The following is a 21,811-nucleotide window of genomic DNA, read 5'->3' as shown; positions in this document are numbered from 1 at the left end:
AATTATTTAGTCACGGTTTTTTACAAGAATCCATCCTGAATATTTAACAGGAGTATTTTTCTTGTCATTTTCATTCCATGATACGGAGTACCAGTAGTTTCCGGTAGATATTTTTCTTCCGTTTGCGGTTCCGTCCCATTTGTATTTATTGGATTTGTCGGCTTTATGAATCTGCGCACCGTATCTGTCAAAAATATTGAAAACAAGATTTTGTTTTCCGGCGAGTGCAGAATAATCAATAAAATCATTCACACCATCTCCATTTGGCGTTATTACATTGATTAGATTAGGAACCAATACACTTACGGTAATAGGATCACAGTTATAGGCATCTTTTACAAAAATTTTAATATCACCTCTCGGTATATTTTTAAACTCGTTAGAATCCTGCCATTTGATCCCGTCCAATGAATACTGATAAGGAATCGTACCACCGATTGCATGAACCGTAACTTCATTATTATTAATATCAATACTGGAAATCACGGGCTGTTCCGATGCATATACTTTTACTTCCTGCAATGCCACGCACTGTCCTGTTTTAAGTTTTACCCAATATGTTCCCACGCCCACATTACTGATGGACTGGGTAGTTGCTCCAGTACTCCATAAATAGCCTATAAATCCGGGTCCTGCATCCAAGTTTGTTTTATCTTCCATACAGATGATTTTATCTTCCAGAACATTGGAAAATACAGGCGGAATGACTTCAAGAGTCACCTTTGCGATGTCATAACAGCCGAAAGAATTGCTTACTCTGATGAATGCAACTCCGTTTGGCGCAATATAATTTACAGGATCTGAAATTTCATTGGTCTGATTTTCAGCGTCGGTTAAAGACGGATAGTAATTTTTAATAACACCTGATGTACTGATTACCGAAGCGGTTGTTAAATTGAATAATCCTGTTGCCGGATTGTTTTCCAGAAAGCAGGTTCTCAAAGAAGCATCGTTGGTGGTAATGGTAGGAGCAACTTTTAAAGCAATCGTAGCATCGTTGTTGTCGCAAAGAACCTGTGAAGGATCTTTAATTACCACCGATACATTGGTATCTGCACTGTATTGAAAATTGGTAGGATTGGTGATAGGAGAGCCACCTGTATAATAGGCAAAAGTATAGTTATTCGGATTGGTAGTAAGCTGAGAATTTAAAGAAGTTAAATCCACGGTTGCCATTCCGGTAACATCCGGACATATATTTTTCGTAATAGCTCCCTGTAATAAAGGGATCTTGTCTACATAAACCTTTACATTTTTAATGGAATGTCTGGATCTGTTTCCTCCTGTGGAAGCCGAAAAACCAAAATATCCGACCGTCATTGCAGCAGCAGTTCCGGAAGGAGCAAAAGACTGGTTACAGATGAGGTTTCCGTTGATGGTAATTTTCACAATCCAGTTTGCCGGAGCTGCCGGATCTACCTGTGCGGTCACTTCTACGTGTTTGTAAGACGTTCCCTGAAACGGAAGGGTGGTATTCATATCCGGAGAATGAAAAGAGCTTCCCGGAACATTAAAAAATTCAACATTGTTGGTGTCTGTTGTATTGACGATCTGTCCGTAACCGACGTGAACTTTGCTCATTACGGCAGTGGTGGTATTGTTATAGGTATCAAATCCTACCACAAATCCAACTGCATTCTGAGAAACGCCAAGACCGGAACCCAGTACACTTGCTACCGGAGGATTGGCAAGATACCAGAAAGCAATGCCATCTCCATTTGCGGTCTGGTTAGAATCCATTCTAAAATCGAATTCTATCCTCCATTTATCGCAGTATTTCAGGTTAATGGGCTGATTCAGACGGATGGAACCTGACTGGTTATTGGTATCCGGAGTTAACTGGATAAAATCTGTATTCACAGAAGTAGGCGCTACCATTGTCCATCCAGTGGTGTTAACAGGATTTCCTGTAAGCTGATAGGTCTGTGAAAAAAGGAGATTGGAAAATGAAGATAAAATAGTAATTAACAAAAATGAGTAGCTTTTTTTCATGCGCTAAAAGTTTATATAATCTGTGAATAATAATTACAGAGATAACTTTAATTTCATTTTGTGTACAGTTCCCGGATATCATTTTTTTAATTCTAAACAGGAAATGGAATATTTAAAATATAAAAAAGAAATATATATTATATTTTTCTTATAAATTTATGGACAATAGATGTGTTTGTGGTGATTTTGTGATAAATAAGTAAATTAATCTTAATTTTTAATTATAAAAAGTGAAAATTTCTTTAATGTTAACAAAATTTAATTATTCATAGAATAATATTCTTTTTAATACCGAAATTTTAGTATGTGTGAGGTATCTTAATGATTTTGATAATTCCCTTAAAGCTGTACTGAGAAGCTTTATAAGCGGGAAATTTTATTAGAATTGGCGAAATAAAAAACAGTTGCACGATTTGTACAACTGTAGTCCCTAAGATTATTTTAACTAAAAACGTATATTTTTAATTGAAATATTTTTTATAATATTAGCAGATAAATGTATATTTATTGGTTGAAAGAGTAAAAAGAGAGGGTTACAAAACGAGACCACTCCCTAATCAGAGTGATCTCGCTATAAAATATTCCCTTTTACTTGTATGTCGTTGTCATTATATTTTGTAACAGTATCTTCATTCTTGGTGTTTGGTTTGAGTAAAAATAGATATTAAGAATAAAATAACAATGAATATCGTATAATTAAGTAAAATAAACTTTAAAATTGTAATTATGTAGAATATAATTCTTTATATTTGGAGAAATAATAACCTCTAAAAGAATAATATTCTATGGAACATCTCGATAGTAAAGACTTACAGTTACTCAGATTACTCCAAAGTGATGCAAAATTAACGGTGAAAGAACTGGCAAAAGAAGTTAACCTTTCTCCTTCTCCTGTTTTTGAACGGGTAAAACGATTGGAACAGGAAGGATATGTAAAGAAATATGCCGCCATTCTGGATGCTGAAAAGCTTAATTTAGGATTTACCGTATACTGCCAGTTAAAATTAAAAAGCAACGACAGTTATCTGGCGGTAGAATTTGAAAGAGAAATTATGGAAATCGAAGAAGTGGCAGAATGTTACAGTATTTCCGGAGATTTTGATTTTCTGCTAAAAGTCTATGTAAAAGATATGAAACAATACCAGAACTTTGTTTTTAATATTCTCGGAGCCGTTCCGTCCATCGGAAGCACGCATAGTACTTTTGTGATGGCTCAGGTGAAAAATACACATGGATTAACCATTTAATTATTAAGCTGTCTCAGCGTAAAAATAAAACCTCCAGATTTCTCCGGAGGTTCTTTTATGGAATGACAAAATTTAAATTTCGCTTGGGGTAAGTCCTGCCGTAGGATCAAATGCTTCATTCTCGTCCATGCTTCTGAACTGCATCTCTGTTTCCGGTCTTTTTCTCATCGTATTAACCGTTACGTGAGGCCAGTTAATCGGCTGTGCAGAACCTGTCGCCGGAAATACAAGATTGATGGTCTGGGAATACTGAAGAATCTGATCTGCATTTCCATTACTGTCCGTAATATCTTCAATCCAGAAGGTAGCATCCATTTTGGTCGCATTTACATTCGTCTGGATGAAAGGGATGTTTAAAATTCCTCCGTTAGCGTCCGGAGTGCTTGTAGACATCTCGATTACCGTCATGTTGGTTACTCCTCCTGTAGAACCCACCAGACTTTCCAGAGTAGACTGAAGAAAAGCGTTTGGATTTACCTGATTAAATTCCGCAAACTGAGGATTTCCAATGATGGGATCCGAATATCCCAGTTGAGTAATTGGTCCTCCGTTCAGCATCGTAGGAATGGATGAAGCAGGATCAAAAAAGCTTGTTCCCGGGTTTTCTGTATCGAAAGAACTTCCCAGAGCCAATAAAGAGTTTCCGTGAGGAATGGTAGACATTCTTGCAATCGTATAACCTCCGTTCGGTTGCCCAATGTTTAAAAACAAACCTGTTTCTACGTGTATGGTTGAACCTTTAGGAAAACCCCTGTCGTTACAGAAGCTCGTTTCGCATGCGCTTACAATCTGCTGTTCATACAATAATCCGAAAATTAGCTGCTCAACCTGCTGTCCTTTTACAACAGGACCTCTGTTTCCTGCCTGTACGACTACCGGATTAAAGGTTAAAGTTTCTGTGTAAGGGATCACCTCAAAGACAAAGCCCGTATCCTGTCCCGGTACGGAAATGGTGTTCCAGCCCGAAGGAGCCTCACTTCCCGGAATCTGGATGTTTTCCCAAACGCCGACAAGAGGAGCCAGAGCTCCCAAATCTGATGATTCAACTTTGTGTAACGGGAGAACCTGTGCTCCCAAAGTTAAGCCTCTTACTTTACTTTCTAAATTCATAATGATGGGTTTTATGGTTAATTTTTAGTTTTTAGTTTAATTAAATATAATATGCTCTTGTCTGAATGGCTGCCGGAGCCGACATGCTGGTTCTTACCGCGAAAGCCGGAGTATCTCCAATAAGAATTTCCATATCTTTTTTCATCGGATGTTCGGAGTTTCCATATTCCATGCTTACACGCTTGCTGCTTTCTTCGGCATTTAAGAAATATAAATTGGTAGGCTGCAGAATATTCCAACGGCATCCAATCAGTTTTCCTTCATTCTGCCCGTATTCTGTGATGGGCGAAAAAGCCGACATTTCAGGAATAAGATCTGCGACATCTGCTTTACAGGTGAAAATGGTTTCTTCGCTGTTTTCAGGATCGTTGCAGGTTACTGTCCATGTATTTTGTCCCGGAACGTTAAGGGAAGGAATATTGATGGTAAAAGTTGTTTTGAATTTCGGCTCTCCGAACAGTTCTATTCCGGCTTGTATCGCCATATCTGCATCGCAGGGAACATGAACGCGTTTATGTCCCATTAATTTCGTTTGTTCTTCACCTCTCAGATATTCTTCTGCGGTAACAAAAGCAACGGTATCTTTTTGAGATTCAGGATAGCAGACAATATTCAATTCTATTTCCTGAGTTGTGCTTGCTCCGTTAGGAAATTGTCCTGTATAGTTTTGAAAATTAAAACTCACAATGGCTTTTCCATCAAAATTCGAAGCGGTAAGCCCTGTATTTTCAAGGTATTTTAAAACTTTTTCGCGGTCTACAAGAAAGGCAACTTCGAAATTATAAAGTGTTGCGTAATAGAAGGGAAGTCCGAATCCTTTCGGAATTGGAGGTAATTGATTGCTCATGGTAAATTGGTTATTAAAATTTTATTGAAAAGCCCATTTATAAAAAACGGGCTTTTTGTTTTCATTTTTTAGTTCGCAGGATACTCAAAAGTTGGTCCTGCATTGTATTGGGAATTCAATGGCTGACTCATCAATCCGATTGCCTGCTCTTTTAATGCATACATATACATGATGGATTTTGCCAGTTCTTCAGAATGTCCTTCTACGGCAGCCTGAATCGCATCCAATAACTTTTTATACGTAATATTAAATTGTTTCCCCTGTTCAAATAACTGCGGATTCGATTGATAATCTGATATTTTAGGATTCGGTTTCATCGGATACGCTGCGTTCCAGTCAACAGGAAGCGGTTTTCCAACCGGTGGAGTGGTTACAGGCATCATTCCGTTTTCGTCGGTGAACGGTCTGTAATCTCCCCCTAAATAAAAATGTTCATGGAAAATTTCCTTAAATCTGAAATAATGAGCCAGTTCCGCACCTTCCTCAAACTGTGAAGGATCTACATCAAAAATAGAATCATCCGCGCCTTCTCCTTGTCCCTTAATTTCCTGAAAAACAAGAATAACACCTTCTAATGCATCAACAGGATACAATTTTCCACCGCTTCCATAGTATTGTTCCGGACGGATCTGTTTCGCGGGATCTCCGGTAAAAATTCCGCCTTTATTTAATTCTTCAAAAGTCTGCGGTAGTTTTCCGTTTGCTTTATAATAGGCGATGATCTGGAACACCACAATGTAAAAGAACACCACGTCATAATATTCTCCAATCGTATGAACATTTTTCATGATGAAATCCTTCATGTTTTCCAAGGTCCATAAATTATTTTCCTGAACGGCACCTCTTGAAAGCATGGCTTCCGGTTGTGCGTCATAATCGTATTTCGGTGCTTTTACCAAAGGATTACTCGGACTTTCGATAGCAATAAAGGTTGCAATACTGTTGGATGAGAACGTCTCCAGACCTACGTAGAAATCCACATTCAATGGCAGTTTCATCGGGTAATTAGGATAATTCTGCGGTCTGTTTACCGAAGGCTGAATGCTTACTGCGTTCATCACGTTGCAAACCATAATCATGTGAAGCATTTCTTCAACCGCTACACTTCGGATGATCTGTGAAGGAAGAATATTCGTTCCGTCTTTAATAGAATATAAAGCTGTTAAATACGGAGGAATTGTGGAATGCTCGATTAAAATCGCAGTCTGAAGCAAATCCTGTAAAATCGGGCGATAGTCCAGATTCTCTAATCCTTTTTTTACCTGAAACGCCTTTTCTCCGGAGAAATCTGCGGTCGGATTAATTTCCGGAACTTCACCGCCAAATTGTGATCTAAGATACCCATTAAACGCATCAATCTGGTTATTAAGCAAAAGATTGGTTACGTTTTTACTGTGGTATTTTATTCCTTCAATCCAGTTTTCTTTGCTGTTTGTGTTGTCGAATAATAACGACTGTAAAGAAATGGCTTCGTCTACAATGGTATTTTTATCTGAAGAACTTCTTAGAAGGCTGCTGTTTTCCTGAGGTTCTGTTTTATTGATTAGTCTTTGTCTCATGTTTTCTATTTTAATATGTTTTCCAGATCTTTCAGAATAGATTCTACGGAACGGATGGTGAATGCGGATAAAGTAAGAGTAGGGTTGGAAGTTCCCAAAGTTGTCATATTTCCGGCTCCTACAATGTATAGATTCGGATGATCCCACGATTTGCAATAGCTGTTCGTTACAGAATCGTCCGGATTGTCGCCCATTCTGTGGGTTCCTACAATATGTCCGGCTCCGTTATAAGAATATCTTACATTATTATATACAAAAGTATTATTGTCTGTCGCATTGTATTTGGTGAAATCTTCAATACCCAGTCTTGCAAACATTTGGTCTGAAGCTAATTTTGCCTGTTCCATTGCTCTCATTTCGTATTCTGTAAGTCCGTAATTAATAACAGGACGCGGAATTCCCAATACATCGAGATATTGGTCGTTAATCGTTACACGGTTATCCGGATTCGGAAGCTGCTCGATCTCAAAATGGAAAAGCACCTGTCTGGAAAGTCTGTGCGTTAATGCCTCTTTCAGTTCTTCTCCAAAAAGTCCGTCATTTAAAAACTCTGAAAGGTCTGATCCCGGAGAAGAAGCCGGCCAGCTCCATCCCCAGTTGTCAAGAGGAGAGATCCAAGCAGAAAATTCGCTTCTGAAATTTCCGTCACGGAAAGACGAAATATTGGTTGTGGAACCGGGACCTCTGTAAGAATAAACAGGATCCGGGAATAATCCCCAAGTAAGCATTACCATATGATCCATCAGGTTTCTTCCTACCTGATCGCTTCTGTTGGCAACGGTTTTTTCAACATTTTGTCCGTTTTCAAAAACAGTGTATTTTGAATTTAAAAGAATTTTCGGGTTTTCAAAAGCATTGGCAGCAAGAATAACGATCGTTTCGTTCGTATCAATAACCTCTTCTACAAACTCTGTTTTCTCTCTTGAAATATATCTTCGGATGTGAACTTTAGAGATTTTTTCCTGATCTGCCACATCTACACTCAGTTTGTACACCACGCTTTGTGCCTGAACCTGAATATTATGATTTCTCTGAAGATTCTGGTTTTTATTAACTTTATATAAAGCTTTTTTCAGCGTTTTCAGAGCGTTGTATTTTGCCTGAACGGGACAGATCGGAACGCAGGATGCATTTCCTTCACAACGTTCTCCCATATAAGGATTCCATACTGCTCCTAAAGCTTTGTATTCTTCGCTTTCAATATTTTTTAAAGTTAAAGTATATCCGGATTCAGAAGCTTCAGCTTTCACTATTTTGGATGTTCCGTAAGCAATATTCGGGGTAGAATTTCTTCCCTGCGGAGACGGAACAAGCATTATCGGATATTCTTCAAAGTTAAGCTGAACCGAAGTTCCTGTCAATCCGTTAATAATCTGATGATCCATATAACTCTGCGGAATTTCTTCCATCGGAAAAACATAATTTTTACCGTAGTATTCTTCCATACTTTCCTTAATAGGATATTCCTGCGCTGCAACGTTTCCGGAAACACCGATCTCAAATTCCGCCATTTCATAATAAGGCTTTAATGTCTCATAATCAATCGGCCAGTCCACGGCTCTGCCGTATTGTTCTTTCAGTCTGAAATCGTTCGGAAGCATTCTTGGGGTAGTTCCGAGCCAGTGAAGTGTGGTTCCGCCTCCTACACGAATGGCATCACTTGCAAAAGGCATCGGACCAAACTGTACCAGATAACCTTTTTTATCCGGAAACGGCGGAACAATCGGTTCTATATCCAGAACATTCGGAGAGGGAGCCTGTTTCAGATTCGGATACGGTGAATTCGGAACTTTGGCTTCTTCTATGTAAAACTTACGGATGTAATCGTTGTAAGTAACCATTGAAGTGGCAGAATCGAGTTCTATTCCGGCTTCAAGCCCCGCTTCATACATCAGAATCGATAGTTCTTTATACGTTTTGGAGTCGTCCGTTTCGGAACGGTGGATCATTTTTTTTGCATCGGCATCAAAAACGTGATCTGTTAAAAGTTTGGCAATCAAAGATCCGGCGATTCCTGTTCCTACGATGATTACATCTTTCTTTTGCTGAGGTTTTTCTGTCTGATTCATGAGTTGCTGTTTACAGGTTTTGTTTCCCAAGATTTAAAGCCCGGCTGTTTTGCTCCCGGCGGATGTGCATGCATTACCGTCCATACAAGACCTTCTTTGTAAGATCTGTCGTTTACGTAAGCGCCTTCCCAGGTTCCCATGTACCAAAGGGTAATTACACTCTGGGCAATTTCCTGAGTCGCGGGATTGGCAATGATTTCTGCGGTGATCGCAATTTTCAGCTGATCCTGACTTGCCGAATTTTCCAGAACATTTTTAGAAATATTCAGAAATTCAATAAAAGTGGCAGTTTCAATCTGGTTGAGAATGTACTTGTAATAAATCTCGGCTAAGCCTGTAGATTGGAGCTCGTTCACGGAAAATCCGGTGAGGGATTCTGAAATCGCCATGAACACGTCGTAATAATAATCGTCGACGTTGAAGATTTTGTTGATAATCATCTCGTTGAATTTATGGTTAAAGTTTTAGTTTTAGATAATTTTTTTTCCGGTAAATTGGTTTATCTAATTTCTGATGATAAAGTTATATATTTTTCACATTAGTTAGAATAAATGATATTTATTTAGAATCTTTCAAAAGTAAATGTTTTGTTTTGATGATTGTTATAAAATGAACGATTTTATCAATCGAAATTTATCAATATGATTTTCTGTTAACCATTTCGTAAAATTGAGAACCTGTAATTTAAAACAATAGCAATATCTTTGTATTATAAATTAGAATTACAGTAAAATATTTTTATGAATGATATTAAAATGATTGTGACAGATATGGACGGAACGTTCCTGAATTCTTCCCATGAAGTAAGTCCGGAATTTCCGAAAATATATGAAGAACTGAAGAAAAGAAATATTTTATTTGTTCCTGCGAGCGGAAGACAGATGTTGGGAATTACTAAATATTTTGGAGAAATTGAAAATGAAATGGCTTTCATTGCAGAAAATGGCGGGTACGTCATTTATAAGAACGAAGAACTTTTTGCAGATAAACTTGATCCAAAATACATTACGGAAATTATCGCGGAGATCAGAACAATTCCCGGAGCAACGGCAGTTTTGTCGGGGAAGAAAAAAGCATATTTTGAAACCGAGAATCAAGATTTTATTGATTATGTTTCCCAGTTTTATACAGATAACGAGCGGAGAGAAGATCTTACGCAGGAAATTGATGACAGTATTTTTAAAGTTGCGGTATATCATTCCGGTGGTTCGGAATTAAACGTTTATCCTGTATTAAAAGCTTTTGAAAAATATGATTTGGAGGTAGTGGTTTCCGGTCAGTATTGGCTGGATATCATGAACAAGAATATCAATAAAGGAATGGCACTGGAAAAACTGCAGAAAGCTTTGGATATTACTCCACAGCAGACCATGGCTTTTGGAGATTATATGAATGATATTCAGATGCTTGAAAATTCAAAATATTCTTATGCGATGCAGAATGCGCATCCTCTGGTAAAAAAAGCGGCAAGTTTTGAAGCCGGATCTAATGATCATTTTGGAGTCCTGAAAGTAATTAAAGACTATTTAAACATCAATTAAAACTTTCATTTATAATAATTTAAACCTTCAGATTTTATATCCGAAGGTTTTTTTTGCTTATTAAACGTTTAATTAATAATATTAAACTGTTTATGGTTGTAGTTAATTTAAAGTTTTCAATTTATTTATAATAATTTCACCAATATATGAGAAAAATATTTTAAATTTATCATCGAAATAATTGCTCGTTTTAGGAGTGATATTTTAAACAAAACTGAACAACCATTTATAAAAGGCGGAACCGAAAAGCCAATAACAGAGTAGGGAAAACTAAATAATTAAACCATGAATCTATCAATTCACCCATCAGTAGGTGTTGCCCGATTAGGGAATAGCACAACTGAAATCTGCCTGTCTCCGGACACCATCGGTGGTCTGCCGTTTGATGCCGATAACAACGGGAATTCCTTAGGTCCGATTACTTCCTTTAAAGACGCTGCAGGTCTTATCAAAAGACAGGGACAGCCTTTTAAAATCCTTTCGGACACAGGAGAAGAAATCACTTTAGACACTCCGAATGTAGCTTCTATCGAATGGACGGTGCATTTGGCAAACAAAAAAGCAGCGTGGTATCAGTACAGCGAGCTTCAGGGAAATCTATTGTACGGTCAGGAAAACAGCTACGAAAATCAGAGAATTCCTTTCAGAAATCCTGATGTGCCGCAGAATGACAGACAAACTTTAATCGTAGATCCGGGACCCAGAACCATTTCCGGTAAACAAAGTTCGATAGGATTCGATCAGAACAATGTTCCTGCGGGTTATCCTGCGCAATATCCTCCACAGAAAGTTTTATACGGAGTTCCGGTGGTTACGTTGGGAGATCTTCTCACGGATAATTCGGGAAGACTGGTTGTTTTGGGAGGTTTTGGTCATGCGGGTGGAAATTTACCTCTAACAAGTTATGGTGGTTCCAGTACATGGCACGACGATATTTCGGACGGACCTGTTTACTGTACGGTAAACTTTAATGACGGAACGCCTTCGGTTTCACTTACAGCTTGGGTAATTATCGGATCACCGGATTTCGCTCCGGAAATTGTGAATATTTCAAATTTAAGCGATACGATGTTCGATGTCGGGGTAAGAAATTTCAATCTGGTTCCTGATATGTACAGCGGCGGAAATTATAATCCGAACTTTCAGGCAAATTTCCAGAGAGATATTTTACCGATTATCAACAGAATCAGCAAATATCAATGGGTTGCCAATGTACAGTCGATGATGGCTTTTACCAGCAATATTTTTGATTTTACAGACAATTCTGAGGCAAACCGCCAGAACAGACAGAATTATTTTTCATATTTCAGACAAAATGATGCTCAGCCGCCGGTTCCTCCTAATTTACCTCAGGAACAGCTTCTGAAAGAAAACGGAACCGATATTTTCCCGATGATGCCTTTAAATTCAGGAAGCAACTCGGTGAGCAATATTAATATCATGAAATTCATGGCACTGGATGAAACACAGCTTTTCCTGATGCAGCAGTGGGCAGACGGAAATTTTGTAAGCGATCCGAATTACGAACAATATCCTGTAAATGCTATGGATGCAGCAAGTGTAGGAAATTGTGTAGGACTTCCGATGTGTCCGGGAATTGAAGTAACCTGGAATTTGCAGAATCCTATTATTTATGCAAATCCTTATAGAATTTTACAATACGGAAACGAGCAGCAATATGCAGCGCAGGGTTTAACGCCGTCTCGTGATGAGTGCGAAGGCGGAGGCTGCGAACCGGGAGATCTTACCAAAAGAATGGCTTGTCCTTGGCAGGCAGATTTCTTCCAGTGTACGATTCAGCTAATCAACTTTACAGATCCGTCTGTGAATAAAGCAGGTTCTCCGGCAGCGCCGCTTCCTCCGACGTATTATTCTTACTGGTGGCCGCCTCAAAGTCCGTGGGATGTTCTGGTTGGCGAATTTACGGCTGAAGGTCAGTCGGCGACCAATGTTCCTGCAGGACAGCAGATGAACTACGCGCGTGGAATCAACAGTTTTACACAGATGGTTCAGTACTGGTACGCGCTAGGATTTATCAGGGATAAAAATTCTCACAGCGCAGGGTTCCCATTCTTTGTGGAAACTGAAAGAAATAACGAAATATTTACGTATGACAATGTTCCTGTAAGCCAGATCAGCGGAAATGAAGAAGATGATGAGACTACAATTCCTGTTTTCTACATCGAAAAGAAACCGCAGGTGGTTACCGAAAGAAGCGAGAAAGGCAGACTGATGATGGAGCATCTGGAAGAAGTTGGATTTAAAGAAATTGCTGTTGCAGCAGACCGTATGCCGTTGCCTCGCTCAGGAACGCGAAACAGAAGATAAAATGCAAAACTTGTTAGAAACTAATGTATTAATTGTCGGTGGAGGTCCAGCTGGGACTTCCGCCGCTTTAAGTCTGCTTAAATATTCTGACCTGAAAGTAGTTATTGTAGAAGAAACCAATCTGGAATCTGTAAAAATCGGGGAACAGGTGAACTCAAGCATTTTTGATCTTCTCAGCTATATGGGAATCGAAAAAACAGCTTTCGATCAGAATAATTTTATTCAGGGACACAGCAGTACGGCAGCTTGGGGAAGCGAAAGACTGATGGTTCGTGATTCTATCTTTAATACCGAAACCGAAAGTTTTCAGCTGAACCGGGAGGAATTCGATTATCTGCTTCTGAAAAATGTTTCTGAAAAAGGAGGAATTATTTTTCCGAGAACGAAATGTCTGTCTTTTGATCAGGATGAAAACCATCACTGGACGGTAGATGTAAAACATGAAACCAAAGGAAATTTCACCATAAAAGCAGATTATCTGATTGACGCGACCGGAAGAATGGGAAGTGTATGCCGGAAAATAGGAGTTCAGTCACAACGGTATGACGAACTTGCTGCGATCGGAAGATTTTTTTATTTTGATGAATCTCAGACGATTGAACAGAATATTATTATAGAATCTATTGAAGATGGTTGGTGGTACTGTGCTTCTCTGCCGAATCAGAAAATGACGCTTACTTTCTTTTCCGACGCACAGATTATTAAAGAAAAAAAGCTCGAAAATACTGAAAACTGGAGCCGGTTATTATCAAAGACAAAACATATTCAGCATAAAATATCGAAGGCTGCTTCCGAAGGAAAACCCTGGGTGAAAAATGCATTTTCGCAGATTGCAGACATCAGTTCAAGCAAAAATTTTCTGGCAGTGGGAGATGCAGCGGCTTCATTTGATCCTATTTCATCAATGGGGATTGGGTTTGCCATAAGTTCTGCCTGTCATGCCGCAAAAGCGATTATTGATGCAGATTCCGGACACGACAATACTTTTTTAAGTTATCAGGAAAACATTAATAGCATTTATCATAACTATCTCAAAACAAAGACATTTTTTTATCAGAAAGAACAGCGCTGGAGGGATTCTGTGTTTTGGAAAAAAAGAATTTAAAGAGGTTGGGATATGAAATTAAATTAGTAATGGACAGCCTCATAAAGATCTGTGAGGCTGTTTTTTGCTTTTACATTTTTAAAATTAATAATTATTGAAATATATGAAAAAACTACTCAATTACATTTCGTTTCTGTCGGTTGTCCTGTTTTCCGTAGCGTGCAGTTCTTCAACTATTGAAGATGAAAATGCACCCAGTGAAGTAACCACGGTGTTTTATAAAAATGCAGATGAACTCGCCGCTACTTACGATCCTTCGAATACAGTAAACCAGACCTTAAGAAATCAGATTTACGATTTATACAAGCAGGGAAAATGGAGCGAACTGGAATCTGTTTTTAAAGTTAATAATCTGAACGGAGGTTGGCCGCCGGCAAATGGAGGCTATAATATTGTAGATAATACAGATTTCACCGCCGGACAAAAATACGACCGTTACAGCGGGGCAATCGGAACATACAGCGGAACCGGAGCGCCGACTTTGGGAGGGAATTTTACAAGCCCGATCATCAATGGCTACGTTTACACATTCTCTCAACGCGCACTTAATAAACCGGAAAATACCTACGATTTTTATTACGAAATAGAAGTTTTGAATAATTTGCTACCTTTCAAGGGACAATCGGCAGACATTATTCCGTGGTTCGGGCAGGTTGGAAAAGGGAAACAGACGATGTGGAAAATTCCTCTGGATCCTTCAACCGGATATACAAAAACATGGAATAAGCTTGCTCAGGAAGGTTATATTAAGATAACGATAAAGAAAAGTCCGAGCGGAAATTATCCTTCAGCGGTTGGAATGGTGATTCAATAAATTTAACTGAAAATGTACGCAATAACGAAGAAAATACAGATCGTAAAGAAAGCAGTTGTTTCGAAAAATACGTTTATCAATGATGAAATCAGTCCGTCTGCGGAACTGAAATTCATCTGCTGTAACTGTACTCATGAAAATCTGGTGAAAATTACTCCTTACGAATCAGGGTTTCCGGTTTTTCAACTCTATCATGAAAATAAAATTCTATCTATCAATAATTTACTTAATAATTCAATGATAAAAGAGACACAAAAGAATATGATTCATGTCGGAGAATTTACATTTAATGACTTACCGACTTTGTACTTCGGGACAGACTGCGAATCCTGCGCTACAAAATATATCGGAATTTTCAGTTATGGTGAAAAACAACCGGGACTGGAAATACTTTCTGTTTCCGGAATATGGGAATATGCGGAGGCATAATATTTTTTTTAGATGGTGTGTTTCGGCTTCAAATCGAAGATTTGAAGCCGAACTTTTTTATGGAATTATGGAAAACCGTAAGCAACAGCCATTCTAAAGATGTATTATTGCTCCATCTGATAATCAAAAATTGATTTAATTATATGGAAATTTTAATCATCATTATTTTAGCGGTTCTGCTGATTGTTGCATTCAGCAAATCAGGTAAAAATAAAAAACAGGCTTCCGAGAAAGAAGCTCAAATTGTAAATCTTAAGAAAGAAATCAATCAGCTAAGAACTGAGATTTCAAATCTGAATTCGGATAAAAAATCTTTGCAGGACAAAATCCAGAGATTAAGAGCCGATTTTTCTAATCTGCAGATTGAAAAACGTTCGGTGGATGAAAAGAATCTTCAGCTAAAGAATCAAAACGATGCTTTAAGCAAATATCAGGATATTATTAACGTTCAGGTAGAATGTGAATATCTTCTGAAAAGAGCAGAAAGGGACAGTTTAAAATTAAAAGAAAGAGCACAGGCGGAACTGGATAACGCGCAGCTTCAGGCGAAAGAGTCGAAAAGAATGGCAAAGGAACTTGTAGAAAAAAGAACCAGAGAAGTTGAATTATTGTATGAGAATGCAGTAAGAGAATCCAAAAGAATTATCGATAATGCTGAAGACAAGGCACTTGCCATTGGAGGTGATGCTTACAGAAGTTTACGGGAAGCCAATGAAATTGCCGACAGAATAAAAGCAATGAAAAATGTAATAAAAGGTTACGGAAACGAATATATCGTACCTTCTTACACTTTGCTGGATGATCTTGCCGAAGAATTCAGCCACAAAGAAGCAGGAGAAAATCTTAAAAAGCTTCGCCAGAATAATCGACTGATGATTACAAGCCGACAAGCCGGAATCTGCGAATATATGGATGAATTCAGAAGAAATATCGCCATAGACTTTGTAATCGATGCTTACAACGGAAAAGTTGAAACCATTTTAAATTCAGTGAAAAAAGATAATTACGGAATTCTTAAACAGAAAATAGATGATGCTTTTCAGTTGGTTAATTTTAACGGAGAAGCATTCAGAAAAGCCAGAATTTCGGTAGAATATCATGAAGCCCGTCTTGAAGAGCTGAAATGGGCAGTTATTGCTCAGGAGCTGAAATGGCAGGAACAGGAAGAGCAAAGACAGATCAGGGAACAGATGAGGGAGGAAGAAAAAGCAAGAAGAGAATACGAAAAAGCCATAAAAGATGCCGAAAAAGAAGAATTAACACTAAAAAGACTTATCGAAAAAGCCGAATCTCAGGTCGCAAAAGCCAATGAAGAGCAGAGACTTATTTTCCAGCAGAAACTCGAGGAACTTCAGGGTAAATTAATGGTTGCGGAAGAAAAAAATCAAAGAGCAATTTCGATGGCACAGCAAACGCGTTCCGGAAATGTTTATATTATTTCAAATGTAGGATCATTTGGAGAGGATGTTTATAAAATCGGGATGACAAGACGTTTGGAACCGCTGGATCGTGTTCGTGAGCTTGGCGATGCAAGTGTGCCGTTTGAATTTGATATTCATGCGATGATTTATTCCGATGATGCTCCGGCTTTGGAAAGACAGCTTCACAAAAAGTTTTTAAAGAATCAGCTTAATAAAATCAATCCGCGGAAAGAATTTTTCAGACTTGGAATTAACGATATTAAAAATTATCTGGAAGATACCGGAATTATCTGCAAATGGACTCTTACCGCAGAAGCCAGACAATATCGCGAAACATTAAAACTTGAAGAGGAAATGAAAACCAATAAGCAGCTCGAAAAAGAGTGGGAGCAATATCAGGAAGAAGCAGATCCTGTAGCTTTGGAAGAAGTACTGGAAGAGGAATAAAAAGATAAAACCACAACCCGAAAGTTGTGGTTTTTAATGAAAGTATATATTATTAAGATTCGGTGTGCATCAGTCCATAACTTATGGAAGTGGGTTCTTTGCCGAAAAGACAAGAAAAAATATTCTGAAATTCATGGATGTACTTACATTTGATAGAATTTCCGTAGATTTTCAATCCTTCTACAATTTTTCTGGAACTCAGATCAAAATCATATTTAATGAAGGTTTCCGGTCTTTCATAACGAATACGCTGTTCAGAGCTGTAAGTTCTTGAAAATCCGAATTTTTCCAGCCATTCTTCAGTAATCTGAATGGGTTTGATTGATTTTGCCGGAACAGAAAAACTGTGAAAATCATTTTCAATCTGTACAAAATAATCTTTTTCATCATTCTGGAATATTTCAGTAATCGTATAAATCTGATTTTTATATTCCACTAGATTTTTAATTTTTAAATCTGCAACGTTCATAATATTTTGTGGGTGTTTATGTTATTATTCTAAGGTTAGTGAATGCCTTGTGTAAGAAGTTTTGCAAATACTATGCCTTATGTTTGGAATAATAATTAAACTATTGTTAAGAATGATTTTCATTTTTATTGTAAATAATTGATAATCATTTATTTAAATTAAATTGAAAATTTTAACAATATTTCAGAAAGTTAAATTTGTGGTACTTGTGTGGTATATTATGTTAAATCGAAAAATTTAATTATTCAGTTTTCAGAGATTTATGTTCAATAGTTAATGCGAATGCGATCATAATGACTGAAATTAATACACCAATAAAAACATTCCATGAGGTAGAGTGGAGCAGGTATCCGGTTCCGCTTCCCAGAAAACTCGATCCGAAATAATAGAAAAGCCAGTAGATGGAAGTTGCGGAAGATTTTCCTTCTTTCGCATGCAGCGCCGTCATCTGGCTTGCCATGGTATGGGCAGCAAAAAAGCATAAAGTAAACAATCCCAGTCCGAAAACAACGATATAAATGTTTTCAGAAAAAAGAAGAACAAGTCCGGTTAATAAAAAGAAAATCGAACCCTTCAGAATGTATTTCTTTTCAAATCTTGCAGACAATCTGCTGGTTATCATGGTTCCTAAAACTCCGAAAGTATACATCAGGAAAATAAAAGCAATAAAAACATGACTTAAAGAAAACGGTTCAGATTCTAAACGGAAAGTCATATAATTATAGACGCTTACAAACGTTCCCATTAATAAAGCGGCAATGAAATACAAACGCAACATATAAGAATCACGGATCAGCCTTTTCATCTGCTTCATTTTCAGGTGATAATCTGTTTTCTGAGGCTTAAAAAAAATTGAATTCGGAAAAAGCTTCCAAAACACCAGTCCCAAAATCAGACTTTGAATCCCGATCATTAAAACAGCATTTCTCCATCCGAATTCTCCTGCGAGAAGAGTTGCCAAAATCCTTCCGCTCATGCCTCCGATGGTGTTTCCGCTGAGATACATACTGATTGCCAAAGCCATCACAGAGATTTCAACTTCCTCCGTAAGATAAGCCAGAGCCACCGAAGAAACACCGGAAATTACAAAACCTTTTACCATTCCAATAATGATAAGGAGCGTTAAACTCGGAATCCATGTTGAAATGATGGTTAAAATTGCCGATACAATCAGAGAAAAAACCATCAGTTTCTTTCGCGAAAAACTGTCTGCGCGGAATGCAAAAAAGAAAAGCCCCAAAGCCATTCCGATCGTTGAAGAAGAAACCAACAGAGAGCTGTCTCCAACCGTCGTATGGAAATTTTCCGCAACCATTGGTAATAACGGCTGAAAAAGATAAAGCTGTGCAAATACCGAAAGTCCCGATAAAAATATACACAGTTTGATGTAGTAAAACCGTCTGCTTTTCCTGTCTGCTTTTTCTGAAATATTCATGATGGGCTTAAAAAATCAAGCAAAAAAATTATGAAGTTATTTTCATCTGCTAATTTGATGAAATTTTTTAAATCTTTAAAACGTTCGTTTTTTAATGAGATTGAGCGCAAATTATCAGAAATGTAAAAAAATAGGTTTCTTTACTGAGTCAAACGCATTTGCGAACTTAAAAAGCTTTTAGCATTAAAAAAAAACGTGCTGCTTTACATTAAAATCAAGCATGATGACTGATAAAGGATATTCAATTTTTAATTGATTTTGTTTGAATTTTAGATTAAATTACCATTTTTTCATTTAAAATTTTCACTTTAATACGTACCTTTAGTATTGAAAAAATTTAGAATGCTTGAAAACTTTCCTTATTATCTCTCCTTAATCATTGCCATTGTTTTTATCATTATGATTGCCAACAAAATAAGGGTAGCTTATCCTGTATTGCTGGTTGTGGCAGGATTGTTAATCAGTTTTATTCCCAACGTTCCGGTCATCAGAATAGATCCCGAACTTATCTTTATTATCTTTCTTCCACCCTTGCTGTATGAAGCAGCGTGGGCAATTTCATGGAAAGAGCTCTGGAAATGGAGGCGGATTATAGGAAGTTTTGCCTTTGTTGTTGTATTTCTTACCGCAACGACCGTTGCTTTTGTAGCCAATCATTTTATTCCCGGATTTTCACTGGCTTTAGGATTTTTACTCGGAGGAATTGTGTCCCCTCCCGATGCGGTAAGTGCAGGAGCGATTCTGAAATTTGTAAAAGTCCAGAAAAGGCTGTCCTCTATTCTGGAAGGAGAAAGTCTTCTGAATGATGCCTCTTCCTTAATCATTTTCCGTTTTGCGATGATTGCGGTTGCAACCGGACAGTTCATTTGGCAGGATGCGGTTTTCAGCTTTTCGTGGATGCTGATTGGCGGAATCGGAATCGGGTTAATCATCGGCTGGCTGTTCATGAAAGGACATAAACTGCTTCCTACAGATGCCAATATGGACACAATTCTTACCATTGTTGCACCTTATTTGATGTATATTACAGCGGAAGAAGCGCACAGCTCAGGCGTTTTAGCCGTAGTCAGCGGAGGGTTGTTGCTTTCCAATAACCGTCATAGCTTTCTCAGTACATCGTCGCGTTTACGGGGGCTGAATGTCTGGGAAAGTCTGTCTTTCGTACTCAACGGTCTGGTTTTTATTCTTATTGGTCTGGATCTTCCGGAAATTACTTCAGGTTTGGGAGAAGTAAGTATTTACGCTGCGGTAGGATACGGATTGCTTGTAACTGCGGTTTTGATCGTGGTAAGAATTCTGTCGGCTTACGGAGCAGTAGTGGTCACTTTAATTGCCAGAAATTTCATTACCGTTGCAGACAACAGAAGTCCCGGATTTAAAGCTCCGATTCTGTTGGGCTGGACCGGAATGAGGGGAGTGGTGTCTTTGGCAGCAGCACTTTCAATTCCCGTAAAACTCTATCCCGATGGTCCGGATTTTCCTCAGCGGAATTTAATTTTGTTCATTACTTTTATTGTTATTTTAACAACATTGCTGGTTCAGGGACTTACGCTTCCTTATCTCATCAGAAAAATGGAAATACCTTCCTACAACGATCACCTTCCTGAAGACGAAGCGGAAGAGCTGATCCGTCGTGAAATGGCGAAAATGACTTTAGAGCATCTCAGAAAAAATCATAGCGAATTACTGGGAAAGAGTATGTTTTTGCAGCAGATTCATGAAAAATGGAGAGGAAAAGTGGAAAAAGAGCCCGATATTAAACTATCCTCCGAAATCAAAGACGCTTATCTGGATATTCTCAATGCGCAAAGAGCATGGCTGATTGAGCAAAACTACGACAAAAAGCAGCATTTTGATGAAGATCTTATCCGGAGACATCTCGTGAAAATTGATCTGGAGGAAGAAAGACTCTCACTGATTCACTAAAAAAGTTAAAACTTTCTGCAGATATTCATCCTCTTTTAACACTTTTTCATACGACTGTCTTGCGTACACAGGCGAAAGCTCGTAATTCTCCGGTTTTGAATTAATATCTTCATTTTCAATATATTGATTAAGATGATGCGTGTATTCTTTAATCAGTTTATTGATGGTTTTTCTTTTTATTTTACAGATCGTATTGTTTTTAATCTTCTGCAAAGAATTAAGAATAAAAGATTTATCTCCGTGAAAATTGATCACATTTTTTACATAGGAAAGATTGTGGTTATCCTGCAATACAGAATGGTTTTCTTCAAAAATCATGATAGTGGAAGTTTTTTTAATTGAAAATAGTTTCGGAACACCTGATGATGATAATTGCAGATCAATTGACGGGTATGGTAAAAGACTTTCTCATCATACCGATGATGTAGTCTGTAAGAAAAGAGTACTGAATAATCATAATAATTACTTTAAGTGAATAGGTGAACAATAGCGTTGGCTGTTAATTTTTACCATTCAAATATCTAACCAATTTTTATCGCTTCGTTAAATGTATTGAAAATTTGTAATAAAATACTGAATATGTGAAATATTTTGTTGAGTTTGTTGTTTATCGTTGATAATATTGTGGTATGATTAAATTATTTTTCTTAAAATAATATTTAAAAATCTTAATTTATGTTAAAAAAATATTTATATTTGTTATAATTCCATTAAGGGTGAATTTGATTGAAAGATTGAAATTTTTCTTTTAATGGAATTTTTTAAAGATTAAATTAAATGATTTAGCTTTAAAATAAGTGGACGGTACATTCTAAAAGGACAAATGTTAAGAAAGGCTGACTCTAATGTTCCCAAAAAAATAGATCTCAGCCTTTTTTTATTTCTGATTTTCAATGACAATTTGCTATAAAAGTTGTAAATTTTCTTTACCAAATCATTACCAAACACACATAATTATTAATTGCTTAGTTTTTAAGTGATTGTGAAACTTTTTGTTTTATTCTTTTTTTGTTAATATTTCAATTATTTTATAGATATGAATGTTTTTTAAGATTATTTAATACAAATATTT

The 21,811-nt window shown here is 37.4% G+C and carries 18 protein-coding genes; 9 read left to right on the top strand and 9 right to left on the bottom strand.

Annotated features, from left to right (window positions below; genetic code table 11):
- Positions 1-6: 6 nt before the first annotated feature.
- Positions 7-1,992 (bottom strand): T9SS type B sorting domain-containing protein, encoded by a 1,986-nt coding sequence (locus tag BW951_RS03105; RefSeq protein ID WP_076390445.1) that lies wholly within the window; start codon positions 1,990-1,992, stop codon positions 7-9.
- Between the two features lie 785 nt (positions 1,993-2,777).
- Between BW951_RS03105 and BW951_RS03100 the strand changes: the two genes are divergently transcribed.
- The gene (locus BW951_RS03100; protein WP_076390444.1) at positions 2,778-3,239 is read left to right on the top strand and encodes an Lrp/AsnC family transcriptional regulator; all 462 of its coding nucleotides are present in this window, start codon (positions 2,778-2,780) and stop codon (positions 3,237-3,239) included.
- A gap of 72 nt (positions 3,240-3,311) precedes the next feature.
- Here BW951_RS03100 and BW951_RS03095 read toward each other — a convergent pair whose 3' ends face one another.
- The 5 genes from BW951_RS03095 to BW951_RS03075 all read right to left on the bottom strand — a co-directional run bounded on the left by BW951_RS03095 (position 3,312) and on the right by BW951_RS03075 (position 9,264).
- Positions 3,312-4,349 (bottom strand): heme-binding protein, encoded by a 1,038-nt coding sequence (locus tag BW951_RS03095; RefSeq protein WP_076390443.1) that lies wholly within the window; start codon positions 4,347-4,349, stop codon positions 3,312-3,314.
- A gap of 40 nt (positions 4,350-4,389) precedes the next feature.
- Positions 4,390-5,196: a hypothetical protein gene (locus BW951_RS03090; protein WP_076390442.1), complete on the bottom strand. Its 807-nt coding sequence runs from the start codon at positions 5,194-5,196 to the stop codon at positions 4,390-4,392.
- A gap of 68 nt (positions 5,197-5,264) precedes the next feature.
- A complete protein-coding gene (locus BW951_RS03085) occupies positions 5,265-6,755 on the bottom strand; it encodes a ferritin-like domain-containing protein (RefSeq protein ID WP_076390441.1) in 1,491 nt (496 codons plus the stop codon).
- 5 nt (positions 6,756-6,760) lie between these two features.
- Positions 6,761-8,824, bottom strand: coding sequence for a GMC oxidoreductase (locus BW951_RS03080; protein WP_076390440.1), 2,064 nt, complete (start codon positions 8,822-8,824; stop codon positions 6,761-6,763).
- Positions 8,821-9,264, bottom strand: a complete 444-nt coding sequence (locus BW951_RS03075; RefSeq protein WP_059137296.1) for a hypothetical protein — start codon at positions 9,262-9,264, stop codon at positions 8,821-8,823. The genes BW951_RS03080 and BW951_RS03075 overlap by 4 nt, the downstream gene beginning before the upstream one ends.
- Positions 9,265-9,564: 300 nt before the next feature.
- Between BW951_RS03075 and BW951_RS03070 the strand changes: the two genes are divergently transcribed.
- From BW951_RS03070 to BW951_RS03045, 6 genes are all read left to right on the top strand, one after another.
- Positions 9,565-10,365, top strand: coding sequence for a Cof-type HAD-IIB family hydrolase (locus BW951_RS03070; protein WP_076390439.1), 801 nt, complete (start codon positions 9,565-9,567; stop codon positions 10,363-10,365).
- Between the two features lie 285 nt (positions 10,366-10,650).
- Positions 10,651-12,693, top strand: a complete 2,043-nt coding sequence (gene lodA / locus BW951_RS03065; protein WP_076390438.1) for a CTQ-dependent lysine 6-oxidase LodA — start codon at positions 10,651-10,653, stop codon at positions 12,691-12,693.
- Position 12,694: 1 nt separating this feature from the next.
- Positions 12,695-13,798 (top strand): lysine-epsilon-oxidase maturase LodB, encoded by a 1,104-nt coding sequence (gene lodB, locus BW951_RS03060; protein ID WP_076390437.1) that lies wholly within the window; start codon positions 12,695-12,697, stop codon positions 13,796-13,798.
- A 103-nt stretch (positions 13,799-13,901) separates the two neighbouring features.
- Positions 13,902-14,612 carry a glycohydrolase toxin TNT-related protein gene (locus tag BW951_RS03055; protein ID WP_076390436.1) on the top strand — a complete coding sequence of 237 codons (711 nt, stop codon included), beginning with the start codon at positions 13,902-13,904 and terminating at the stop codon, positions 14,610-14,612.
- Positions 14,613-14,624: 12 nt separating this feature from the next.
- Positions 14,625-15,041 (top strand): hypothetical protein, encoded by a 417-nt coding sequence (locus tag BW951_RS03050; protein ID WP_076390435.1) that lies wholly within the window; start codon positions 14,625-14,627, stop codon positions 15,039-15,041.
- Between the two features lie 143 nt (positions 15,042-15,184).
- Positions 15,185-16,909, top strand: a complete 1,725-nt coding sequence (locus tag BW951_RS03045) for an SNIPE associated domain-containing protein (RefSeq protein WP_084196345.1) — start codon at positions 15,185-15,187, stop codon at positions 16,907-16,909.
- Positions 16,910-16,961: 52 nt separating this feature from the next.
- Here the strand turns inward: BW951_RS03045 and BW951_RS03040 are convergent, their stop codons facing one another.
- Both BW951_RS03040 and BW951_RS03035 read right to left on the bottom strand, forming a co-directional pair.
- Positions 16,962-17,378 (bottom strand): hypothetical protein, encoded by a 417-nt coding sequence (locus tag BW951_RS03040; RefSeq protein ID WP_076390434.1) that lies wholly within the window; start codon positions 17,376-17,378, stop codon positions 16,962-16,964.
- Positions 17,379-17,619: 241 nt separating this feature from the next.
- The gene (locus BW951_RS03035) at positions 17,620-18,813 is read right to left on the bottom strand and encodes an MFS transporter (protein WP_076390433.1); all 1,194 of its coding nucleotides are present in this window, start codon (positions 18,811-18,813) and stop codon (positions 17,620-17,622) included.
- A gap of 342 nt (positions 18,814-19,155) precedes the next feature.
- Between BW951_RS03035 and BW951_RS03030 the strand changes: the two genes are divergently transcribed.
- Positions 19,156-20,739, top strand: coding sequence for a Na+/H+ antiporter (locus tag BW951_RS03030; RefSeq protein WP_076390432.1), 1,584 nt, complete (start codon positions 19,156-19,158; stop codon positions 20,737-20,739).
- Here the strand turns inward: BW951_RS03030 and BW951_RS03025 are convergent.
- A complete protein-coding gene (locus BW951_RS03025; protein ID WP_076390431.1) occupies positions 20,725-21,057 on the bottom strand; it encodes a hypothetical protein in 333 nt (110 codons plus the stop codon). The two genes, BW951_RS03030 and BW951_RS03025, sit on opposite strands and share 15 nt — an antisense overlap.
- Before the next feature lie 4 nt (positions 21,058-21,061).
- On the opposite strand from BW951_RS03025, the gene BW951_RS22620 reads away from it, so the two are divergent.
- The gene (locus BW951_RS22620; protein WP_175608775.1) at positions 21,062-21,214 is read left to right on the top strand and encodes a hypothetical protein; all 153 of its coding nucleotides are present in this window, start codon (positions 21,062-21,064) and stop codon (positions 21,212-21,214) included.
- Positions 21,215-21,811: the final 597 nt, after the last annotated feature.

Origin of the sequence: Chryseobacterium gambrini (assembly GCF_900156825.1) — a bacterium.
Lineage (GTDB): Bacteria > Bacteroidota > Bacteroidia > Flavobacteriales > Weeksellaceae > Chryseobacterium > Chryseobacterium gambrini.
The sequence above is the reverse complement of the archived record's forward strand: the minus strand, read 5'-3'. Positions and strand labels throughout refer to the sequence as shown.

Bases quoted from the DNA above. Each gene is read 5' to 3' on its own strand.
- BW951_RS03090 (WP_076390442.1), bottom strand. From the start codon at position 5,196: ATGAGCAATCAATTACCTCCAATTCCGAAAGGATTCGGACTTCCCTTC.
- BW951_RS03030 (WP_076390432.1), top strand. From the start codon at position 19,156: ATGCTTGAAAACTTTCCTTATTATCTCTCCTTAATCATTGCCATTGTT.
- BW951_RS03100 (WP_076390444.1), top strand. From the start codon at position 2,778: ATGGAACATCTCGATAGTAAAGACTTACAGTTACTCAGATTACTCCAA.
- BW951_RS03085 (WP_076390441.1), bottom strand. From the start codon at position 6,755: ATGAGACAAAGACTAATCAATAAAACAGAACCTCAGGAAAACAGCAGC.
- BW951_RS03035 (WP_076390433.1), bottom strand. From the start codon at position 18,813: ATGAATATTTCAGAAAAAGCAGACAGGAAAAGCAGACGGTTTTACTAC.
- BW951_RS03055 (WP_076390436.1), top strand. From the start codon at position 13,902: ATGAAAAAACTACTCAATTACATTTCGTTTCTGTCGGTTGTCCTGTTT.
- BW951_RS03040 (WP_076390434.1), bottom strand. From the start codon at position 17,378: ATGAACGTTGCAGATTTAAAAATTAAAAATCTAGTGGAATATAAAAAT.
- BW951_RS03025 (WP_076390431.1), bottom strand. From the start codon at position 21,057: ATGATTTTTGAAGAAAACCATTCTGTATTGCAGGATAACCACAATCTT.
- BW951_RS03080 (WP_076390440.1), bottom strand. From the start codon at position 8,824: ATGAATCAGACAGAAAAACCTCAGCAAAAGAAAGATGTAATCATCGTA.
- BW951_RS03095 (WP_076390443.1), bottom strand. From the start codon at position 4,349: ATGAATTTAGAAAGTAAAGTAAGAGGCTTAACTTTGGGAGCACAGGTT.
- lodA (WP_076390438.1), top strand. From the start codon at position 10,651: ATGAATCTATCAATTCACCCATCAGTAGGTGTTGCCCGATTAGGGAAT.
- BW951_RS03070 (WP_076390439.1), top strand. From the start codon at position 9,565: ATGAATGATATTAAAATGATTGTGACAGATATGGACGGAACGTTCCTG.
- BW951_RS03075 (WP_059137296.1), bottom strand. From the start codon at position 9,264: ATGATTATCAACAAAATCTTCAACGTCGACGATTATTATTACGACGTG.
- BW951_RS03105 (WP_076390445.1), bottom strand. From the start codon at position 1,992: ATGAAAAAAAGCTACTCATTTTTGTTAATTACTATTTTATCTTCATTT.
- BW951_RS03045 (WP_084196345.1), top strand. From the start codon at position 15,185: ATGGAAATTTTAATCATCATTATTTTAGCGGTTCTGCTGATTGTTGCA.
- BW951_RS03050 (WP_076390435.1), top strand. From the start codon at position 14,625: ATGTACGCAATAACGAAGAAAATACAGATCGTAAAGAAAGCAGTTGTT.
- lodB (WP_076390437.1), top strand. From the start codon at position 12,695: ATGCAAAACTTGTTAGAAACTAATGTATTAATTGTCGGTGGAGGTCCA.